The sequence below is a fragment of the Mucilaginibacter auburnensis genome, from assembly GCF_002797815.1.
Taxonomy (GTDB): domain Bacteria; phylum Bacteroidota; class Bacteroidia; order Sphingobacteriales; family Sphingobacteriaceae; genus Mucilaginibacter; species Mucilaginibacter auburnensis.
Genome location: NZ_PGFJ01000001.1, coordinates 1,429,232 through 1,446,237, shown reverse-complemented (window position 1 = coordinate 1,446,237; position 17,006 = coordinate 1,429,232). Strand labels below are relative to the sequence as shown.

General features: G+C 42.8%; 13 protein-coding genes. 8 read left to right on the top strand and 5 right to left on the bottom strand.

What is annotated here, in order from left to right; translation table 11 throughout:
• The first annotated feature begins 3 nt into the window (after positions 1 to 3).
• On the top strand, positions 4 to 393 hold the full coding sequence (locus CLV57_RS06440) for a DUF1398 domain-containing protein (RefSeq protein WP_100340490.1): 390 nt from the start codon (positions 4 to 6) through the stop codon (positions 391 to 393).
• Positions 394 to 453: 60 nt separating this feature from the next.
• Here CLV57_RS06440 and CLV57_RS06435 read toward each other — a convergent pair whose 3' ends face one another.
• Positions 454 to 2,019 (bottom strand): trypsin-like peptidase domain-containing protein, encoded by a 1,566-nt coding sequence (locus CLV57_RS06435; protein ID WP_100340489.1) that lies wholly within the window; start codon positions 2,017 to 2,019, stop codon positions 454 to 456.
• 175 nt (positions 2,020 to 2,194) lie between these two features.
• Between CLV57_RS06435 and dapF the strand changes: the two genes are divergently transcribed.
• The 6 genes from dapF (at position 2,195) to CLV57_RS06405 (ending at position 10,517) form a co-directional block, all read left to right on the top strand.
• Positions 2,195 to 2,983: a diaminopimelate epimerase gene (gene dapF / locus CLV57_RS06430; protein WP_100340488.1), complete on the top strand. Its 789-nt coding sequence runs from the start codon at positions 2,195 to 2,197 to the stop codon at positions 2,981 to 2,983.
• A gap of 182 nt (positions 2,984 to 3,165) precedes the next feature.
• Entirely contained in the window at positions 3,166 to 6,060 is a 2,895-nt protein-coding gene (locus CLV57_RS06425) for a DEAD/DEAH box helicase (protein ID WP_100340487.1), read from the top strand.
• Positions 6,061 to 6,364: 304 nt separating this feature from the next.
• The gene (locus tag CLV57_RS06420; protein ID WP_100340486.1) at positions 6,365 to 6,694 is read left to right on the top strand and encodes a hypothetical protein; all 330 of its coding nucleotides are present in this window, start codon (positions 6,365 to 6,367) and stop codon (positions 6,692 to 6,694) included.
• 44 nt (positions 6,695 to 6,738) lie between these two features.
• A complete protein-coding gene (locus CLV57_RS06415; protein ID WP_100340485.1) occupies positions 6,739 to 8,187 on the top strand; it encodes an SDR family oxidoreductase in 1,449 nt (482 codons plus the stop codon).
• Positions 8,184 to 9,092 carry a TIGR01777 family oxidoreductase gene (locus CLV57_RS06410; RefSeq protein ID WP_100340484.1) on the top strand — a complete coding sequence of 303 codons (909 nt, stop codon included), beginning with the start codon at positions 8,184 to 8,186 and terminating at the stop codon, positions 9,090 to 9,092. The genes CLV57_RS06415 and CLV57_RS06410 overlap by 4 nt, the downstream gene beginning before the upstream one ends.
• A 114-nt stretch (positions 9,093 to 9,206) precedes the next feature.
• Entirely contained in the window at positions 9,207 to 10,517 is a 1,311-nt protein-coding gene (locus CLV57_RS06405) for a cryptochrome/photolyase family protein (protein WP_100340483.1), read from the top strand.
• A 2-nt stretch (positions 10,518 to 10,519) separates the two neighbouring features.
• Here CLV57_RS06405 and CLV57_RS06400 read toward each other — a convergent pair whose 3' ends face one another.
• From CLV57_RS06400 to CLV57_RS06390, 3 genes are all read right to left on the bottom strand, one after another.
• On the bottom strand, positions 10,520 to 11,449 hold the full coding sequence (locus CLV57_RS06400) for an FKBP-type peptidyl-prolyl cis-trans isomerase (RefSeq protein WP_100340482.1): 930 nt from the start codon (positions 11,447 to 11,449) through the stop codon (positions 10,520 to 10,522).
• 55 nt (positions 11,450 to 11,504) lie between these two features.
• Positions 11,505 to 12,020: an FKBP-type peptidyl-prolyl cis-trans isomerase gene (locus CLV57_RS06395; RefSeq protein ID WP_100340481.1), complete on the bottom strand. Its 516-nt coding sequence runs from the start codon at positions 12,018 to 12,020 to the stop codon at positions 11,505 to 11,507.
• 107 nt (positions 12,021 to 12,127) lie between these two features.
• Positions 12,128 to 12,583, bottom strand: coding sequence for a MarR family winged helix-turn-helix transcriptional regulator (locus tag CLV57_RS06390; RefSeq protein ID WP_100340480.1), 456 nt, complete (start codon positions 12,581 to 12,583; stop codon positions 12,128 to 12,130).
• A gap of 151 nt (positions 12,584 to 12,734) precedes the next feature.
• Here CLV57_RS06390 and CLV57_RS06385 point away from each other — a divergent pair, with 151 nt between their 5' ends.
• The gene (locus CLV57_RS06385; RefSeq protein ID WP_100340479.1) at positions 12,735 to 13,232 is read left to right on the top strand and encodes a hypothetical protein; all 498 of its coding nucleotides are present in this window, start codon (positions 12,735 to 12,737) and stop codon (positions 13,230 to 13,232) included.
• A 9-nt stretch (positions 13,233 to 13,241) separates the two neighbouring features.
• Here the strand turns inward: CLV57_RS06385 and CLV57_RS06380 are convergent, their stop codons facing one another.
• Positions 13,242 to 16,979, bottom strand: a complete 3,738-nt coding sequence (locus tag CLV57_RS06380; protein ID WP_100340478.1) for a S8 family serine peptidase — start codon at positions 16,977 to 16,979, stop codon at positions 13,242 to 13,244.
• Positions 16,980 to 17,006 lie beyond the last annotated feature (27 nt).

Below are 17,006 nucleotides of genomic sequence, written 5' to 3'. Positions count from 1 at the left end.
ATTATGTTTACAGTTGAACAAATTAAAGCGGCACATGCTAAGGTTAAAAGCGGTGCAGATTTCCCGGCCTATATCAAAGAAATTAAAGGTTTAGGTTTAATAAGGTATGAGTTTATGGTTGCCGATGGAACAATTGACTACTACGGCGCAGGCAACTATAAAGTAAGTGCTCCTGCAATTTACCCGGCAAGACCAATATCCAACAACGCCCAGCCAATGTTGCTTAAAAAAAATATAGAAGAGCATCAACAAGGTCAATCAGATTTTTTAACTTTTTGCCAACTGGCAGCTGATGCAGGTGTACAAAAATGGGTAGTTGATACGCAAACGATGCTCTGCATTTACTATAATTTAGACGGCAACGAAATGATTGCTGAACCTATCCCACAGTAAAACAAAAAGGCTGCTCCCTTTAGGTTGAGCAGCCTTTTGCTTGTATTTAATCAATAATTATTATCTAACCTGAAATCTGTTATTGAACATAAAACCTTCAGGATCAATGCCGGATATAACAATATATCCGTTTTTAAGGTTGGTTATTGCTTTATCAATGTCAGCCACACTGTTGATTGGCTGTTGGTTAATTTTGGTGATAACAGAACCTGTGGCAATATCGGTTTGTTCAAACAATCCGCCCCTGCGTACCTGGGTTACAACTACGCCATGGTCTACACGGAATTTAGCTTTTTGCTCGGCAGTTACCGGTACAAAGCTTGCACCTAATTTGTTATACAGCTCAGTTGCTGAGGCTGCAACATCTGTTTTAGGTTTCTCGGTTGATTCCGGTTTCAGCGTTACAGTGTAATCTTTTTCTTTACCATCGCGGGTTACAGTGATCTTGATCTTATCACCAGGCGCTAAGCGGGCAACACGTTCTTGCAAGTCTGATGATTCGTAAACAGTATTACCTTCAACTTTGCTAATGATGTCGCCTTTTTGTAAGCCGGCGGCTTCTGCACCACTACCAGGTAGTACCTGCTCAACATATAAACCTACACTTTTATCAGCCTTAAGTGTTTGTGCATTATCTGCATTCAACTCGGTAAAGCTTACACCAACGTAACCACGTTTTACAGCACCAAATTTTTGAATATCACCTAATATCTTTTTTGCCATGTTGATCGGGATGGCAAAGCCATAACCTTCGTATGAACCAGTATGTGATGCGATAGCTGAGTTAATACCAATCAACTCACCTTTGGTGTTAACCAAAGCACCACCGCTGTTACCAGGGTTAATGGCAGCATCAGTTTGAATGAATGACTCAATACCTTTGCTCACCTTAGGTCCCTGATTTTGGCGCTGCATACGCATGCCAAACGGGTTACCGCTATCTTCGTCGTCATCATTATCTTGTCCGTTAAGTATACCTATACCGCGGCCTTTGGCGCTCACAATACCTGCAGTTACGGTTGACGTAAGGTTAAAAGGGTTACCAACAGCTAACACCCACTCGCCTACACGCACATCGTCCGAGTTACCAAATTTTACAATTGGCAGGTTAGTACCTTCAATTTTAATAAGGGCCAGATCGGTATTTGGATCTGTACCTATAACTTTTGCTTTAAATTGACGGTGGTCGTTTAAAGTGATATCAATTTTATCAGCCTTAGCTACTACGTGGTTGTTGGTAACAATGTAACCATCAGGCGAAATTATTACGCCTGAGCCTGATGCCATACGCGGCTGGTTTTGACGTGGCTGCATACGCTGACCGAACATATCGCCAAACATACGCTCCATCATATCCTGCTGACCATCGTTACCACTGCTGCTTGCCGAATAAGTAGTACGGATATACACAACTGCCGGAGTAACGGCAGCCGCCGCCTGTGTAAAATCAGCCTCCCCTGCTGACGAAGTGATACCGGCAAGCGCTTTATTGTTTGCGAAGTAAACATTCTGCTTGTCCTCCAAACTCATGTTATCGGCATACTTATTCTCAAACACCTTGTAGGTGCCTAAGGCCATTGCACCACCCACAAAGGCGGTCAATAATGTTAAACCTATCTTTTTCATAATCTATTTACTCTCTTTTATTTTTTAGCTTTGCGTAATTTTACGATTTCAAATTTAATACCATATAGACTGCAAATGCAACCTTAAGTTAAGGCTATATGTGTTAAAAAATGTTAAATAACTCATAAAAACGGCAGGTTAATTGCAATCTGTTATTCTGTAAATATACAATTCAGTGAAAATACATTTCTACAAATATCAAGGCGCAGGTAACGATTTTATTTTGGTTGATAATCGCCAAAAAACTATTGATCACACTGATCCACAGCTAATTTCAAAGCTTTGCGACAGGCATTTTGGTATTGGCGGCGATGGCATGATGTTTCTGCAAAGCATTGATGGATACGACTTTGAAATGGTTTATTACAATGCCGACGGACAACCCAGCAGCATGTGCGGCAACGGCGGACGCTGCATTGTAGCCTTCGCCAAATTTTTGAGCGTGATAGACACCGAAACCGATTTTTTGGCAGTTGACGGCCCACACCATGCCAAAATTTCAGCCGAAGGCGATTGGGTGAGCCTGCAAATGATTGATGTTGACACTGTAAACCGAGACGGTGAAGCCTATGTGCTTAATACGGGTTCGCCGCATTATGTAACCCTGACTAATGGCTTAAAAGATAAAGATGTTTATCACGAGGGCAGCGCCATACGTAACAACAACACATACAAAGCCAAAGGCATCAACGTTAACTTTGTTGAGCCTGCCGATAAAGGATTTTTTGTACGCACCTTTGAGCGAGGCGTCGAAGATGAAACCTACGCCTGCGGTACAGGTGTTACCGCTGTTGCTTTAGCCATGGCTCAGCACAACAACCAAACCGGCACCATTGAAACACCGGTGAAAGTTTTAGGCGGCGATCTGAACATCCGTTTCAACTACGATGGTAAAGCATTTACCAACATATTTTTAGAAGGGCCTGCTAAGTTGGTTTTTGAAGGGGATGTGGAGGTAGTTTGAGGTAAAAGGAGAAAGGTTAAAGGCGAAAGGTTTTGCTGATGATAACCTTTTCCCTTTCAGCTTTAACCTTTTACCTCACCGTTAACAATTAATTAACGCCAAACGCTTTTAATTGATCCAAATTCTGAGTACGTTTGAATTTTTTGTTGATGTAGCTTCTAAATATTTTTGTTTAGAAACCTATGTTACGTGTTGACAGCTCAAAGCCATGCCAGATAATTTATGCTGTAGCCAAGCATGAATACCTGGGATATGTTATTGAGCCACATATAGTTCAGCTCAACCCTAACGGCGAATTTTCATTAACCCATCAACGCCTATTCTCTAATACAGCTACCGAGTTTGCCAATTGCCTGGCCGATACGGACCTTAAGCTCATTAAGCTTTTGGAGGAGATGGAGCAGGGACACGTTATTAAGCGTTACTATAAAAAGGTGATACGCCCATCAGAGTTTTTCGCTAAGATATTTACGGATCAGCTTTTTGAAACCATCCGCCCAAAAATAGAAAAACGACTGGCCGAAGCCTTTAACCTGATGCAGGATAAAGAAATTTACCTGATGAGCAAAGAGGGCTACCCCGCCGAGCGGAAATTACAAATAGCCGAAGAATCTGCATCGGTATTATTTCATTTTCGCAGAAATGAGGAGGAAATACGCTATTTCCCCACCATAAAGTACAAGGGTATGCGTATTGAATTCATGTTCAAAAACGCAGAGATCATATGCAACCACCCGGCCTGGATGCTGATGGATGATACGCTTTATTATTTTGATAAAGAGATTGAAGGCAAAAAGCTCCAGCCCTTTTTAAACAAGCGCTACATTGCTATTCCAAAATCCTCCGAACAATCTTACTTTGAAAAGTTTGTAGCCCCCCTGATAGAAAAGCACAATGTTTACGCCGAAGGCTTTACCATCAACACAGAAAAGTATGATGCACGACCTGTGCTAAAACCTATTTACGTTGAAGGCGGCACTTCTCAACTGCAACTATTTTTTAAATATGCGGGTTATACCTTCCCATACGGTGACGGCAGACATGTATCGGTACGTATGGAAAAACAAGGTGATGATTATACCTTCCACCGTATAAAACGTTCCGTAAGTTGGGAGAAGGGAAAATTGCAATTATTGGAAGATCTGGGTTTAAAAACCGCTTCATCATTATTTCAAAATTTGGAGGTGGCTTTACCAGGCGAAGATGACGATTATTCTTTCTCGGTGTTTGAATGGCTAAATCAACACCACGATCAGCTTGTTGATGCAGGCTTTGAAATTGAGCAACCCGAAGGGCAAAAGCGTTATGTTTTCGGCTCTACCAAAATTGATCTGCAGGTGCAGGAAAACAACGATTGGTTTGATATTCATGCCGTTGTTTATTTCGGCCCTTATCAAATACCTTTTATACAACTGCGTAATCACATCCTCAATCATAAAAAAGAATTTACGTTACCATCTGGTGAGATAGCGGTTATACCCGAAAAGTGGTTCTCGCAATACGGCAATCTGCTGCATTTTAGCGAGGGTAAGGACGGGCTTAAGCTACGCCGGCATCACATTGGCTTGGTAAACTCTTTGGCCGAAGGCGACATGGCCGAAGTCACCATGAACCGCAAGCTCCAAAAGCTAAGCGATTTTGAGCAGTTTGACGATGTACCTATGCCAAAAAACTTTAACGGCTTATTGCGTCACTATCAGCAAGCGGGATACAACTGGTTTCACTTTTTAAAGGATTATAATTTTGGCGGATGCCTGGCCGACGACATGGGTTTGGGTAAAACCATACAGACCCTTGCCCTGCTGCAAAAGCACAAGGAAGATACCGAAGCAACGGGCGGAAAAAGCACTTCGTTGGTAATTATGCCTACCTCGCTTATTTACAACTGGTTGAACGAAGCACGCAAATTTGCTCCGCAATTACGATTAATGGTACACACCGGTACCCTGCGTTATAAAAGCGCCGAGGTGTTTGCCAATTATGATGTAGTGATTACAACTTATGGCATTACCCGTATAGATATCTCTTTGCTTAATGATTACTTCTTTGAATATGTTATTCTCGACGAAAGTCAGAATATTAAAAATGCTTCATCAAAAGCATTCCAGGCAGTAAAGCAGCTAAAATCCCACTATAAATTGATATTGAGTGGTACGCCTGTTGAAAACTCGGTAAATGACTTGTGGACGCAGCTTTCCTTTATTAATCCAGGCTTGCTTGGTTCACAGCAGTATTTTCAAAATGAGTTTGTTACGCCTATTGAAAAGAAAAAGGACGAAGACAAAGCCCGCAAGCTACAGGCGCTGATCAAACCTTTTGTAATGCGTCGCACCAAGGAGCAGGTTGCTACCGAGCTGCCGCCTAAAACAGAGAACCTCTTCTACTGCCAGATGAGCGAAGAGCAGGCATCGGTTTATGAAAAGGTAAAATCTGAATACCGCAACGAGTTATTGAAGAGCCTGGATGATGGCACTTTTGCCAAAACGCAGATACAGGTATTACAAGGCTTAACCCAATTGCGTCAAATTGCCAACCACCCTGCCATGATAGATCAGGAATATGAAGGCGATTCGGGTAAGTTTGAAAACGTTACGCACACGCTGTCGACAGTGTTAGATGGCGGGCACAAGGTATTGATCTTCTCGCAGTTTGTAAAACAATTGAGCATTTACCGCAGATACATGGAGGAGCAGAAAATACCTTATGTATATCTGGACGGGGCTACCCAAAACCGTGGTGATGTGGTAAAACAGTTTCAGGAAGATAAAAATACCCGTGTGTTTCTGATCTCTATAAAAGCAGGCGGCGTAGGCCTGAATTTAACAGAAGCCGATTACGTTTTCATCCTCGACCCATGGTGGAACCCGGCCGTTGAACAGCAAGCCATTGACCGTACGCATCGTATAGGTCAAACCAAAAATGTATTCATTTACAAGTTCATCACCAAAGATACTGTTGAGGAGAAGATACTGGCCCTGCAACAACGCAAACTCAGCGTGGCCCGCTCTCTGATTACCACTGAGGAAAGCTTTATTAAATCGCTTACTGCGGAGGACATTAAGGAGATATTGGGGTAGACTCACCCCAACGACGCTACGCTGGTCGACCCTCTCTTTCGCAAGCGAAAAAGAGGGTTCGAAGGATTTCATATTAATCTCTTATTTGCCCTCTTTGCGCCAAAGGCGGAGAGAGGGTAAACCAGCGTAGCGTCCTCGGGTTGAGTAAAATATGGCAGGCTGATCTATCGAAAATTAGTATATTTATTCGCTAAACCTAGACAATGGGCATATTTTCCATCATACTAATAGCACTTTGGGTATTTCCAAAACAATTATTTTGATGGATACCATAACGCGCGATACAATTAATTTGAAATAAAGTATGAGTAGAAAAATTCGTCCGGTGTTAACGGTGCTGTTAATGTCTCCGCTTATTACTTATGCGCATGGCGAGGAGGTGTTGATCATACCATTTATCACTATTGTTTCAGTACTTGTATTTTCCACTTTCATGCTTACTGTTGGAAGACGAATAGCAAGAAAAGCACCATTAGTTTTCACTTATATTTTAGCAACTGTTATCACCTATTTAATAGTCAATTTCATACCCTTCCGTACTTATGAAAATGCTATTTTGTTATCTGTAGCGCTGGTTCCGGTATTAGCCGTATTTGCCGCATATGCCTTTTCAAAAAAACGCAACAACAATTAGGATTAAACGCAAACACCGTCAATTGTTTACTGTTAACCTAATGCATGAAAATATTACTTGCAGGCGCTAACGGCTATATAGGAACAAGGCTCATCCCCGTTTTACTGGAGGAAGACCACCATTTGGTATGCCTGGTGCGCGATAAACGCCGTTTCCATGAGCAAAGCGAATTTAGCGACAAGGTAGAACTCATAAAAGGCGATCTGCTTAAAGAGGATGTGGAACCTTTCCCGAAGGATATTGAGGTAGCGTACTACCTGGTTCACTCCATGTCACAAGATAAAAATTTTGCCGAGCTGGAAGCTAAATCTGCCGGAAATTTTGTGAAGCAATTGGACAAAACAGATTGCAAGCAGGTTATTTTTTTAAGCGGTATTACCAACGACGAAAACCTATCAGAACATCTTAAATCGCGCCGGCACGTTGAGGATGTGCTGCGTGAAGCTAAAGCCAGTCTCACGGTTTTAAGGGCGGCTATTATTATCGGATCGGGTAGTTCATCATTTGAAATAATACGTGATCTTACCGAAAAGCTCCCCGTAATGACGGTACCCAAGTGGGTAGAAACAAAATGCCAGCCCATTGCTATAAGAGACGTATTGGGCTATTTAAGTGGGGTTAAGCTCAACAAAAAGGCACTTGACAAAACCTTTGATATTGGCGGACCCGACGTCCTCTCATTTAGGCAAATGATGCTTACTTATGCAGACGTGAGGCATCTAAAAAGGAAAATGATAACCATTCCTTTCCTTTCACCCAAACTATCGTCTTACTGGTTATATTTTGTTACTTCCGTAAGTTATTCATTGGCCCAAAGCCTGGTAGATAGCATGAAGAACGAAACCATTATGAAGGATCACGCTATTGATGATGTGGTAAAACGGGATTGTTTGACCTACCGCGAAGCATTGGAACTGGCATTTGAAAAAATTGAACAAAACTCTATTGTTTCCAGCTGGCGCGACGCCTTGAATAATGGCTATCTCACGTCAGATTTCATGGATCAAATCAAAGTGCCGCAAAACGGAACACTCAGATATGAAGTAAACCTGCCTTTTAAGCGCGATCCGGTTGAAGTTTTAAATAATATTATGGCCATAGGCGGAAGCCGTGGCTGGTATTATTGGGACTGGATATGGGGTTTCCGTGGGTTTATTGACCGTATGGTTGGCGGCGTGGGTTTGCGCCGTGGCCGTACCAGTAATGTTACGGTATCGCCCGGAGACGTGATAGATTTTTGGCGGGTGCTGCTGGTTGATAAGAATGCCAGCAGACTATTGCTTTATGCTGAAATGAAACTACCCGGGGAAGCCTGGCTGGAGTTTAAAATAGTGGAGCGCGACGGTAAACGCAACCTGTGCCAGGTAGCTACCTTCAGACCTAACGGACTTTGGGGGCGCATGTACTGGTATGCCATGTTTCCGTTTCATTTGTTTATTTTTAGAGGCATGGCTAATCAAATTGTTAATTATAAAGTAGCACCTGTTAAATGAGCAAACATGTTTTAATCACCGGCGGTACGGGCCTCATCGGCAAGAAATTAACCAAACGTTTGCTGGAAGATGGCTATACGGTAAGTCATTTAAGTCGCAGCCCCGGTACCGACCCGCGGGTGGCTACTTACCTTTGGGACCTTAACAAAGGGCAGATAGATGAGTACTGCGTTGAGGGTGTTGATACCATTATACACCTGGCTGGCACAGGCATTGCCGATAGCCGTTGGACGAAAAAACGCAAACAGGATATAATTGATAGCCGTGTAAAATCAATAGCATTGGTTTATGAGCTGCTGAAAAAAAAGCAACACACAATTAAAGCGGTTATCTCAGCATCGGGTGTTGGTTATTACAGCGACCGTGGCGATGACATCATGACCGAGACCTGCGCTCCTGCTCATGATTTTATGGGCAAGTGCTGCGTTGAATGGGAAAATGCCGTAGGCGAAGGCGAAAGCTTAGGGCTACGTGTAGTAAAGTTCCGTACAGGTGTGGTGCTGAGTACTAAAGGAGGCGCTTTGCCAAAGTTGTCAGCCCCTGTAAAATTGGGTTTAGGCGCCGCTTTGGGCAGCGGCAAACAATGGATGCCCTGGATACATGAACGCGATGTTATTGATATGTACATATTTGCACTAAAGCATGAGGAGCTAAGCGGGGTTTACAACATGGCTGCTCCAGAACCTGTTACCAACAAGCAACTCACCAATGCCATTGCCGATGTATTGAAACGCCCTTATTGGCTGCCAAACGTACCTGCATTTGCACTTAAGTTGGCTATGGGCGAGATGGCTACCGTAGTGTTGGGAAGTACTAAAACATCAGCAAAAAAAATAAAGGCAGAAGGGTTTAGTTTTAGCTACCCGGAAGTTACCGCCGCATTGAAAGATCTATATAAAGTTTAACAGGTGGTGGCTCTGAGCCGGGTGAGCCACCGGGAGCCGGGTGAGCCACCAAGAGCCACCAAGAGCCACCAAGAGCCGGGGTGAGCCACCTTGGCCACCCCCATTAAAAAAAGAATGAAAAGAGATACTGTTAATATTTTCTGGTTCCGCCGCGACCTGCGTTTAGATGATAACGCCGGTTTGTATCATGCCCTTAAAAGTGACCAACCCGTACTGTGCCTGTTTATATTCGACAGCGAAATACTTGATAAACTTAACGACAAGAAAGATGCGCGGGTAGGCTTTATTTATGACAGTATAAGTAATGTGCGCGATGAACTGCAAAAGCATGGCAGCAGTTTATTGGTTCTGCATAACTCGCCCGATAAAGCATGGGAAAAGGTTTTAAAAGATTATGATGTAAAAGAGGTTTACACTAATCATGATTACGAACCTTACGCTAAACAACGCGATGAAGCCATTGCCAAACTATTGGCTAAACATAATGCATCGCTTAAAACCTTTAAAGACCAGGTAATATTTGAAAAGGGGGAAGTAGTTAAAAATGATGGAAAACCCTATACGGTTTTCACACCTTACAGCCGTAAATGGAAAGACAAACTGAATGACTTTTACCTGAGTTCCTATCCGGTAAAAAAGTATTTTAAAAATTTATACAAAACAGAAGCGCTGCCTCTTCCGTCGTTAAAGTCAATAGGATTTGAACAGAGCGGGCAGGAAATACCCGATAAAAAGTATACCGACGTGATTGATAACTATGCTGAAACGAGAGATTTCCCGGCGTTACAAGGCACATCCCGCATAGGGCTACATCTGCGTTTTGGTACGGTGAGTATACGTAAAGTGGCTACTGATGCCAATGAGGCGCGCGAAAAAACATGGTTAAATGAATTGATATGGCGGGAGTTTTATATGATGGTGATGCATCACTTCCCGCAAACTGCCAACCATGCCTTTAAACCGGAATATGACCGTATAAAATGGATAAATGATGAGGAGCAATTTAAGGCCTGGTGCGAAGGGAAAACCGGCTATCCTATAGTAGATGCCGGAATGCGCCAGCTAAACGCCACGGGGTATATGCACAACAGGGTGCGTATGATAACGGCCAGCTTTTTATCAAAAGATCTGCTGATTGACTGGCGCTGGGGTGAACGTTATTTTGCAGAAAAACTGCTGGACTATGAAATGGCCAGCAACGTAGGCGGATGGCAATGGGCGGCCGGTTCGGGTACAGATGCTGCACCTTATTTCAGAATATTTAACCCGGAAGCGCAAACCAAAAAATTTGATCCTGAATTAAAATATATAAAAAAATGGGTTCCGGAGTATGCTGACTTTAGCAAGTATCCAAAACCCATTGTTGACCACGCATTTGCGCGCGAACGATGTCTTAAAGCTTTTAAAGAGGCGCTTTCAAGTTAAATTTATGGAGTAACATTCAGCACCTGTACATCAAAACGTACACAGCTGTTTGCGGGTACATTATTTGTGCTTAGCGCAGTTCTGCCGTATGCTAATGATGAAGGCATTACAATCGTCATTTTTGTACCGGTAGTAGCTAAACTTTTAAATGCCTCCCTTAGGCCATCTACAAGCTCAGGCACTTCTAACGGCGCACCAGAACCTGCTGTATTATACTCATTAAATATGTACCCGTTCAATAATCTAAACGTATAAGTACAATAAACTGTAGAATTATCAGTAATAGGCGTAGTTCCTACCCCCTGACGTGTTATTAAATAGTACAAGCCAGACGGTGTTTTTTGAAACCCGGTAAGCGCATTAGCTGTCAAATAATTTCTGATCACCAGGTCATCATAGGTATTTTGATTATCGCCCGGTAATCTATTCATTACGTTTACATAATAATCAAGACATTGATTACCATAAATGCGTGTATTATTGGTAGTACTGCTACCCTGCCCAACACCGCTCGCGCCATATCCTAAATGTGATGGTATAAGTAACCTGATCTTTCCGCCATGCTTTTTTACCAGGTTATAAATAGATGTTTGCAATGCAAGCGGATAGCCTGTCTTTTGAATATGGCCTAAGAACCCGCCGTAATGGTTGGCAAAAGTATCTACCGATGCGTATCTGCCATCAAAAGTACTTAATGTAAAAACAAGGTTAATACTATCAGCATATTGCAGTGCAGCTCCGGTACCTTCTTTTAAAACTTTGTAATAAACCCCGGATGTATCACGCTGCATACCGGTAATACCGTTGGTTTTTATATAATTTTGTATCTGTTCTTCATCATATTGCTTAATGTCAGGATCAACATCCCCCTTACGACAAGAAGCAAGTGCTACTACAGCTAAAGCTAAAACCGAGAATAGTATTTTTTTCATTTGTTATTATTAGCGGTTCTTTATGTTTTGAAAGCACCGTTTTATTTATGTGTTATTAGTTTACCGCGTCGTACAGGCTGATATCAAAATCAAGCACTAAATTTCCGGGCAACCCATCCTTTAAGCCATACGTTACCCCCAACTGAGGCTGCGCATATGGCCCATAAGCATATCTTGAAGGCAGCAGTAATCTTACTTTCCCACCTTTTTTAATTTGCGGTATACCTATACGCCAACCTCTTATAGCACTACCAAGCGTAAAACTCGGATTAAACGTACCCGATTCGGCAAAAACCTGACCTGTAGTTAATACGCGTCCGGTGTAGCCCACTGTAACATAAGTTGATGTAGTAAAAATTGTATTTACTGTACCCGGGTCTACTACAATGTAATAAACGCCTGTGGTATCAACTCTTTTAGCATTCAAACCCGGATTAGCTGCCAGGTAATCAGCAATTATCTTATCATCAATTATCGCCTGAGCCTTTTCAGCTGCCGATCCAACATCAGTTTTACGGCATGCAGTAAAGCAAAAAAACAAAGCTAATACTGTTACAGCTATCCTGTTCATCTCAATAATACGCGTGCAAATTTATTCTTTTATAATTCAAAAAAGGCAGGTTAACACTTTTTAACATTTTGCCCGCTTATATCAACGTTAAATAACAGGGTTTAATATTACAAAGGATCTTCGGGCTTATAATTTATTGTAAGGCGATTGATCTTTTTCAGCAGGTTCATTAAATACTCCCTATCGCCCTCGCTAATATGTTTATTTAAATAAGCGTTAAACTGTTTTACAACTACCCTGGCCTGTTTTCGTTTTTCTATACCAAGCGGAGTTAAATATATCTTTACCGAACGGCGGTCGCCTTTGTTAAGCTCCCTGTAAATTAGCCCGTTTTGCTCAAGCTGATTTAACATACGCGATAAACTGGTTGACTTTAGCCCGAGTAAAGCGGCAGCCTGTGAAACTGTTGTACCCTCTTTCTCATCAATATTGATAAGCAAGTAGCCAATGGCTTGCGTTATACCAAAATCAGCCACGATGAGATTATATTTATTGGCCATTGTTTGCCAAACAATCTTTAAATAATAATCAATAGTTTCCTGGTGTCTGATGTTACCGGCCATGGTAAATTACGCTGTTTGCTTATTGCAATGGTAAGTATTTTTATCCAAAATGTACTGCTAAATGGTATTGAGTAGCGCCCAATCAATGCCCGCTTTTTATATTTTTTAACTAAAGTAAGCATAAAACGTACTAAGCGCCGTTATTATACACATGAAAAACACAACTTACATCTTAATTATCTGTCTGGGATTTTTATTACTATCAACACGCAGTAACGCCCAGGATTACAAATGGGCGGCAGGTTTAAAATTTGGCGGTTACGAGAATGGCGTTTCAGGCAAATATTTTATGCAGAGCAATGTTGCCCTCGAAGGTATTTTAGGCTTTAGGAACCATGGCGCAGTTGTTACAGGTTTATATGAGATACATCAGCCGGCCTTTAACGTTGATAAACTAAAGTTTTACTATGGCTTTGGCACGCACATCGGTTCGGTTGGCTCGGGGGCTTACAGGCGCTTTAACGGTGATGACAGAATATACAACGACCCAAGGCTGTTATTAGGCGCCGATGGTGTTTTAGGTTTAGAATACATTATACCTAATTCTCCTATAGCAGTTAGCCTTGATCTCAACCCGCGTGTTGAACTGGCTACAGGGCCGTTTTTTGATATAGCACCCGGCTTAGGCATAAAATATACCTTTCAGTAACCACGGTTATCAGCGTGATATAATAACCTTTTTAGAGTAATCGGCCTGGCCAAGTACCACTCTTACAACATATGTTCCCGGAGGATACTGAGAAACATCAAGCAGGGTACTAAATGGACCTGCTGCAACATCCTTGGTGTACCTGAAAACAGTTTTGCCTGCGCTGTTGATCAGATCAATGGTTAGTTTTTGCGCCGTTTTAGTTTCCATCAAAATATTTAGCACCCTGTTAGCAGGTACAGGGAACATGGCCAAGCCAATTTCGGTGTTTTTATCAGGGTTAATTGCTTTTAAAGCAAAGGCAAAAGTGTCTGACATTACGTTACATCCGGTAGCGCTTAAAACGCTAACGGTGTAATTACCACTTTGAACTGCGTTGTACGTTTGTGCTGTTGCACCTTCAATTAAATTACCATCAAGATACCATTGGTTTCCGGCAGTGAAATTTGATTGTAATGTTGTTGGTGATATTTGTGTAACAACCGGTGTTGTCAGCGTAACAGCCTTGCGTTGCGACGACGCACATCCCAGGCTCCTGACACGCATGTTATAGAAGTAATAGTAAAAGTTTTTGTAATACTCTGCGTCTGTGGCAGCGGTGGCGTCATTACCCGATATGCTAAAGACATCACCGGCTTTATACGGGTATCCAAATACCCCCCCGTTGCTTCTGTACAGGGTAGCATTGCCTTCATAAACAACGCTAATTGTGTACTTTCCTGCCGCAGGCAAGGTAAGGTTTAGATTATAAATTCTGCCCGCATCTGTTGGGTCATCACTCAAGGGACCGGGCGCAGGGTTTCTGCGTGTTGCTGTAGCAAAAATTGTTGTAGTAGAAACAACCTGACCATTGGCATCCTGAACATTAAAAGTTATGGCGCCCGAATTTCCGATGTACAAACGCGCACTTTGAATCACAAGCGGTACCGCAGTTGTAACAAAAACAGAAGATGTAAATTGATTATACCCACCTGCCGAAAAAACGTTTTTGGTGGCGGGGCCAACCAAGGCTCTGAAATCATTCAAACCGGCATAAAAAGTATTGTTTACCGGTGCTGTTGAAGTAAAGGCGTTCTGACCATAAGCTATAGGCAGCGCATCATTAGCGTTTTGGTACCAAAATAACTGTCCATCCCCCTGGCCATTTAGTATATAACGTTTCGTGTCAGTGCAATATAAGGCAGAAAGTGATGCCGGCGGCGGGGTACTCAAAACCTGTGTGGTTTCGGTAGCAGAATCATTGACAGTTATACCATCATCTGCTAAGCGTGTTACTGCGGTAATAGTATAAGTAACGCCTGCAACAGCATTAAATGTGCTATTTAACGTGAAGTTGTCTTCCTCAAGCGGGCCCAGGGTTCCTATGTAGTTTTCGGTTATGGTTGTTATTAAATTATTACCAGACTTTATAGTCACAGTAACCGGAAAATTGTTAACAACAGCGCTGCCATAATTTTTCACTTTAACCGTAACCGGCGTTACACCGCTGCACGTTCCGGAAGCCTGTGGGTCTATAATTTCTTTTACGCCAACATCGGTAGCGGTTTGTATAAAGCGTACCCGGTAATCCTGCGTTTCGCCTTTGGCATAACTGCCGCAAGCTTGTATGGTTGCAACATCGTTGGTTTCAACTAAGACCACGCGCATCAAACTATAATTATCAGGCACAACAGTACCGGGCACAATAATATTGGTATTAAATATAGCTGTTCCATTCACCACCGTACTTGTGGCTGCCAGTTCATTCGCTTCAAATGTGCCGTTACTATTCCAGTCTATAAAAATTTTTGCTGCCTTATTGAAATTATTTCCGCAAGTGCCTAAGGTTAAATTTAGCGGGTAAGTTTTGCCACGCTCTAACTGAACGGTTAGACCGGTATTGTCTGTATATGATGTACAACCCGTTTGTGCTAAGTAATTAATATTTGAAAATGTTAGCTGGTTAATACGTGAGTCGGCCGCCGAAGTTGGCGATGATGCACAATATCCGCTACCACCAATTCCGGTAATAATAACAGAATAAGCTTGTGATCCGCCCTGTAATGTTCCCTTGTTAGAAATAGTTACTATATAGTTTTTGCCCGGCACAGCTCCCGGTATGTATATCTGCTCAATGTTGTCAAGAATATTATCGCCCTGTATGGCTGGCTGCGACGGTTGAGATGGGTCTAATACCCAGGGACGAAAAGTATTAACGCCATCGCTTATCCTGATATCCAGGTCATTGATCAATTTAGGCACACGGCTGTTTATGGTTCCTTCGGTGGTTGGCGCCCCTTCAACATCCGTCCATGAAATTGTTGCGATTAAAGGACCGTTACCAGATGCAGTAACTGTGAATGTTTGCAATTGCCCCTGCGTAAGCACACGCTCGCTGATCACGCTCTTGTCGCCATTCTCTGTGATTGCCTGTGCTGCCTTAGGCATGTTTAGCAAGCCCCAGCCATAAATATAATCAGGACCAGGCCGGCCGGCATCCAGGGCTGTATGGCAGGCAAGCCCCTTTAAGGTGGCAGCACGCATAAAGTTACTGCCGTTTTTTTGAGCGTAATATTCCTGCAACAAAAGCAATGACCCGGTAACTGTTGGCGCAGAAAATGATGTACCCGAAAGCATACTGTAAGATTGAACACCATTGCTGCTTGTTGAAAGCATATTCACACCATCAGCAACCAGATCGGGTTTTATCCTTCCGTCATCAGTTGGCCCCCAGCTGCTAAAGCTGGCAATTGAAATATCGCTGCCTATTGACGGACCAAAGGGAAGCGGATTAATGGCGCCAACTGTTAATATATTCTTTGCATTTCCGGTAACAGTAATAATATCATAGCCGTCGTTATTACTGATATCTGCCGGGCGCGGACCTTTGTTTACAAAACTTTGATTAGCAGCGCTTGCGTACCCATAGTAAGGCTGACCAACTGCCGGGCCGTTGCTATTACGGTTATTACCGGCCGACTCAACTATCAAATAATATGGCGCGTTATGCGCTATCCGGTCAAAATCACGGGTGCGCTGGCCATAAAAACCAAATTTGTAATCAACATTATCTCCGGGCAATCCAGACCATTCCCATCTAAGGTCGCTGCTATTATAATTCCATCCACCTACTTCACCGTATGAGTGATTAGATAGCAGCAGGTTAGAAGCCGCCGCACTCATTTCGGCAATATCATTATTAAAATCAAAAGTAGACAGCGTGTTTGCGCCAAATGCCATCCCTTTAGCGGGAGCATATACGCCTTTAGCGGTTAGTGTACCGGCTACGTGCGTAGCATGATCTATTGCACTGCTATTATCACCAAGCGTTATTGTTTTTCCATTAAATTCCTGATGTGTAACAAGTATGTTCCCGCCATCCCACATGGCAAACTTACCATTCAGAAATGCGCTTGATCCCGAAAGATTGAGTCCGGCAGAACCGCCCGGCTGTAGTTGGTTGGTTCCGCTTGTAGCTGCGGCTGTTGTATTGTTATGCGTAACAAGGTAAACCGGAAAACCTAATGAATCTATCCCCTGAAGAGAAATAATCCCACCGTTTATGGTTAGCCGCTCAACTGCCCATCCTTTGCCCGGCGCATCAGCAATGGCACGTTGCTTTAAAATAGAAAATCTGTTAGCTGCATCTGTTGCAATACTATTCAGTTGCTGTCGGGCGGTTTCTGTAACTAGCTGACGCTGCGCCGTTGCAGATTGAGCAAAAACGATTAAGAAAAAACAGTAAACGGCAAGATAATTTTTGGTCATACAGAATGTAACTCATTAAACGAGGTT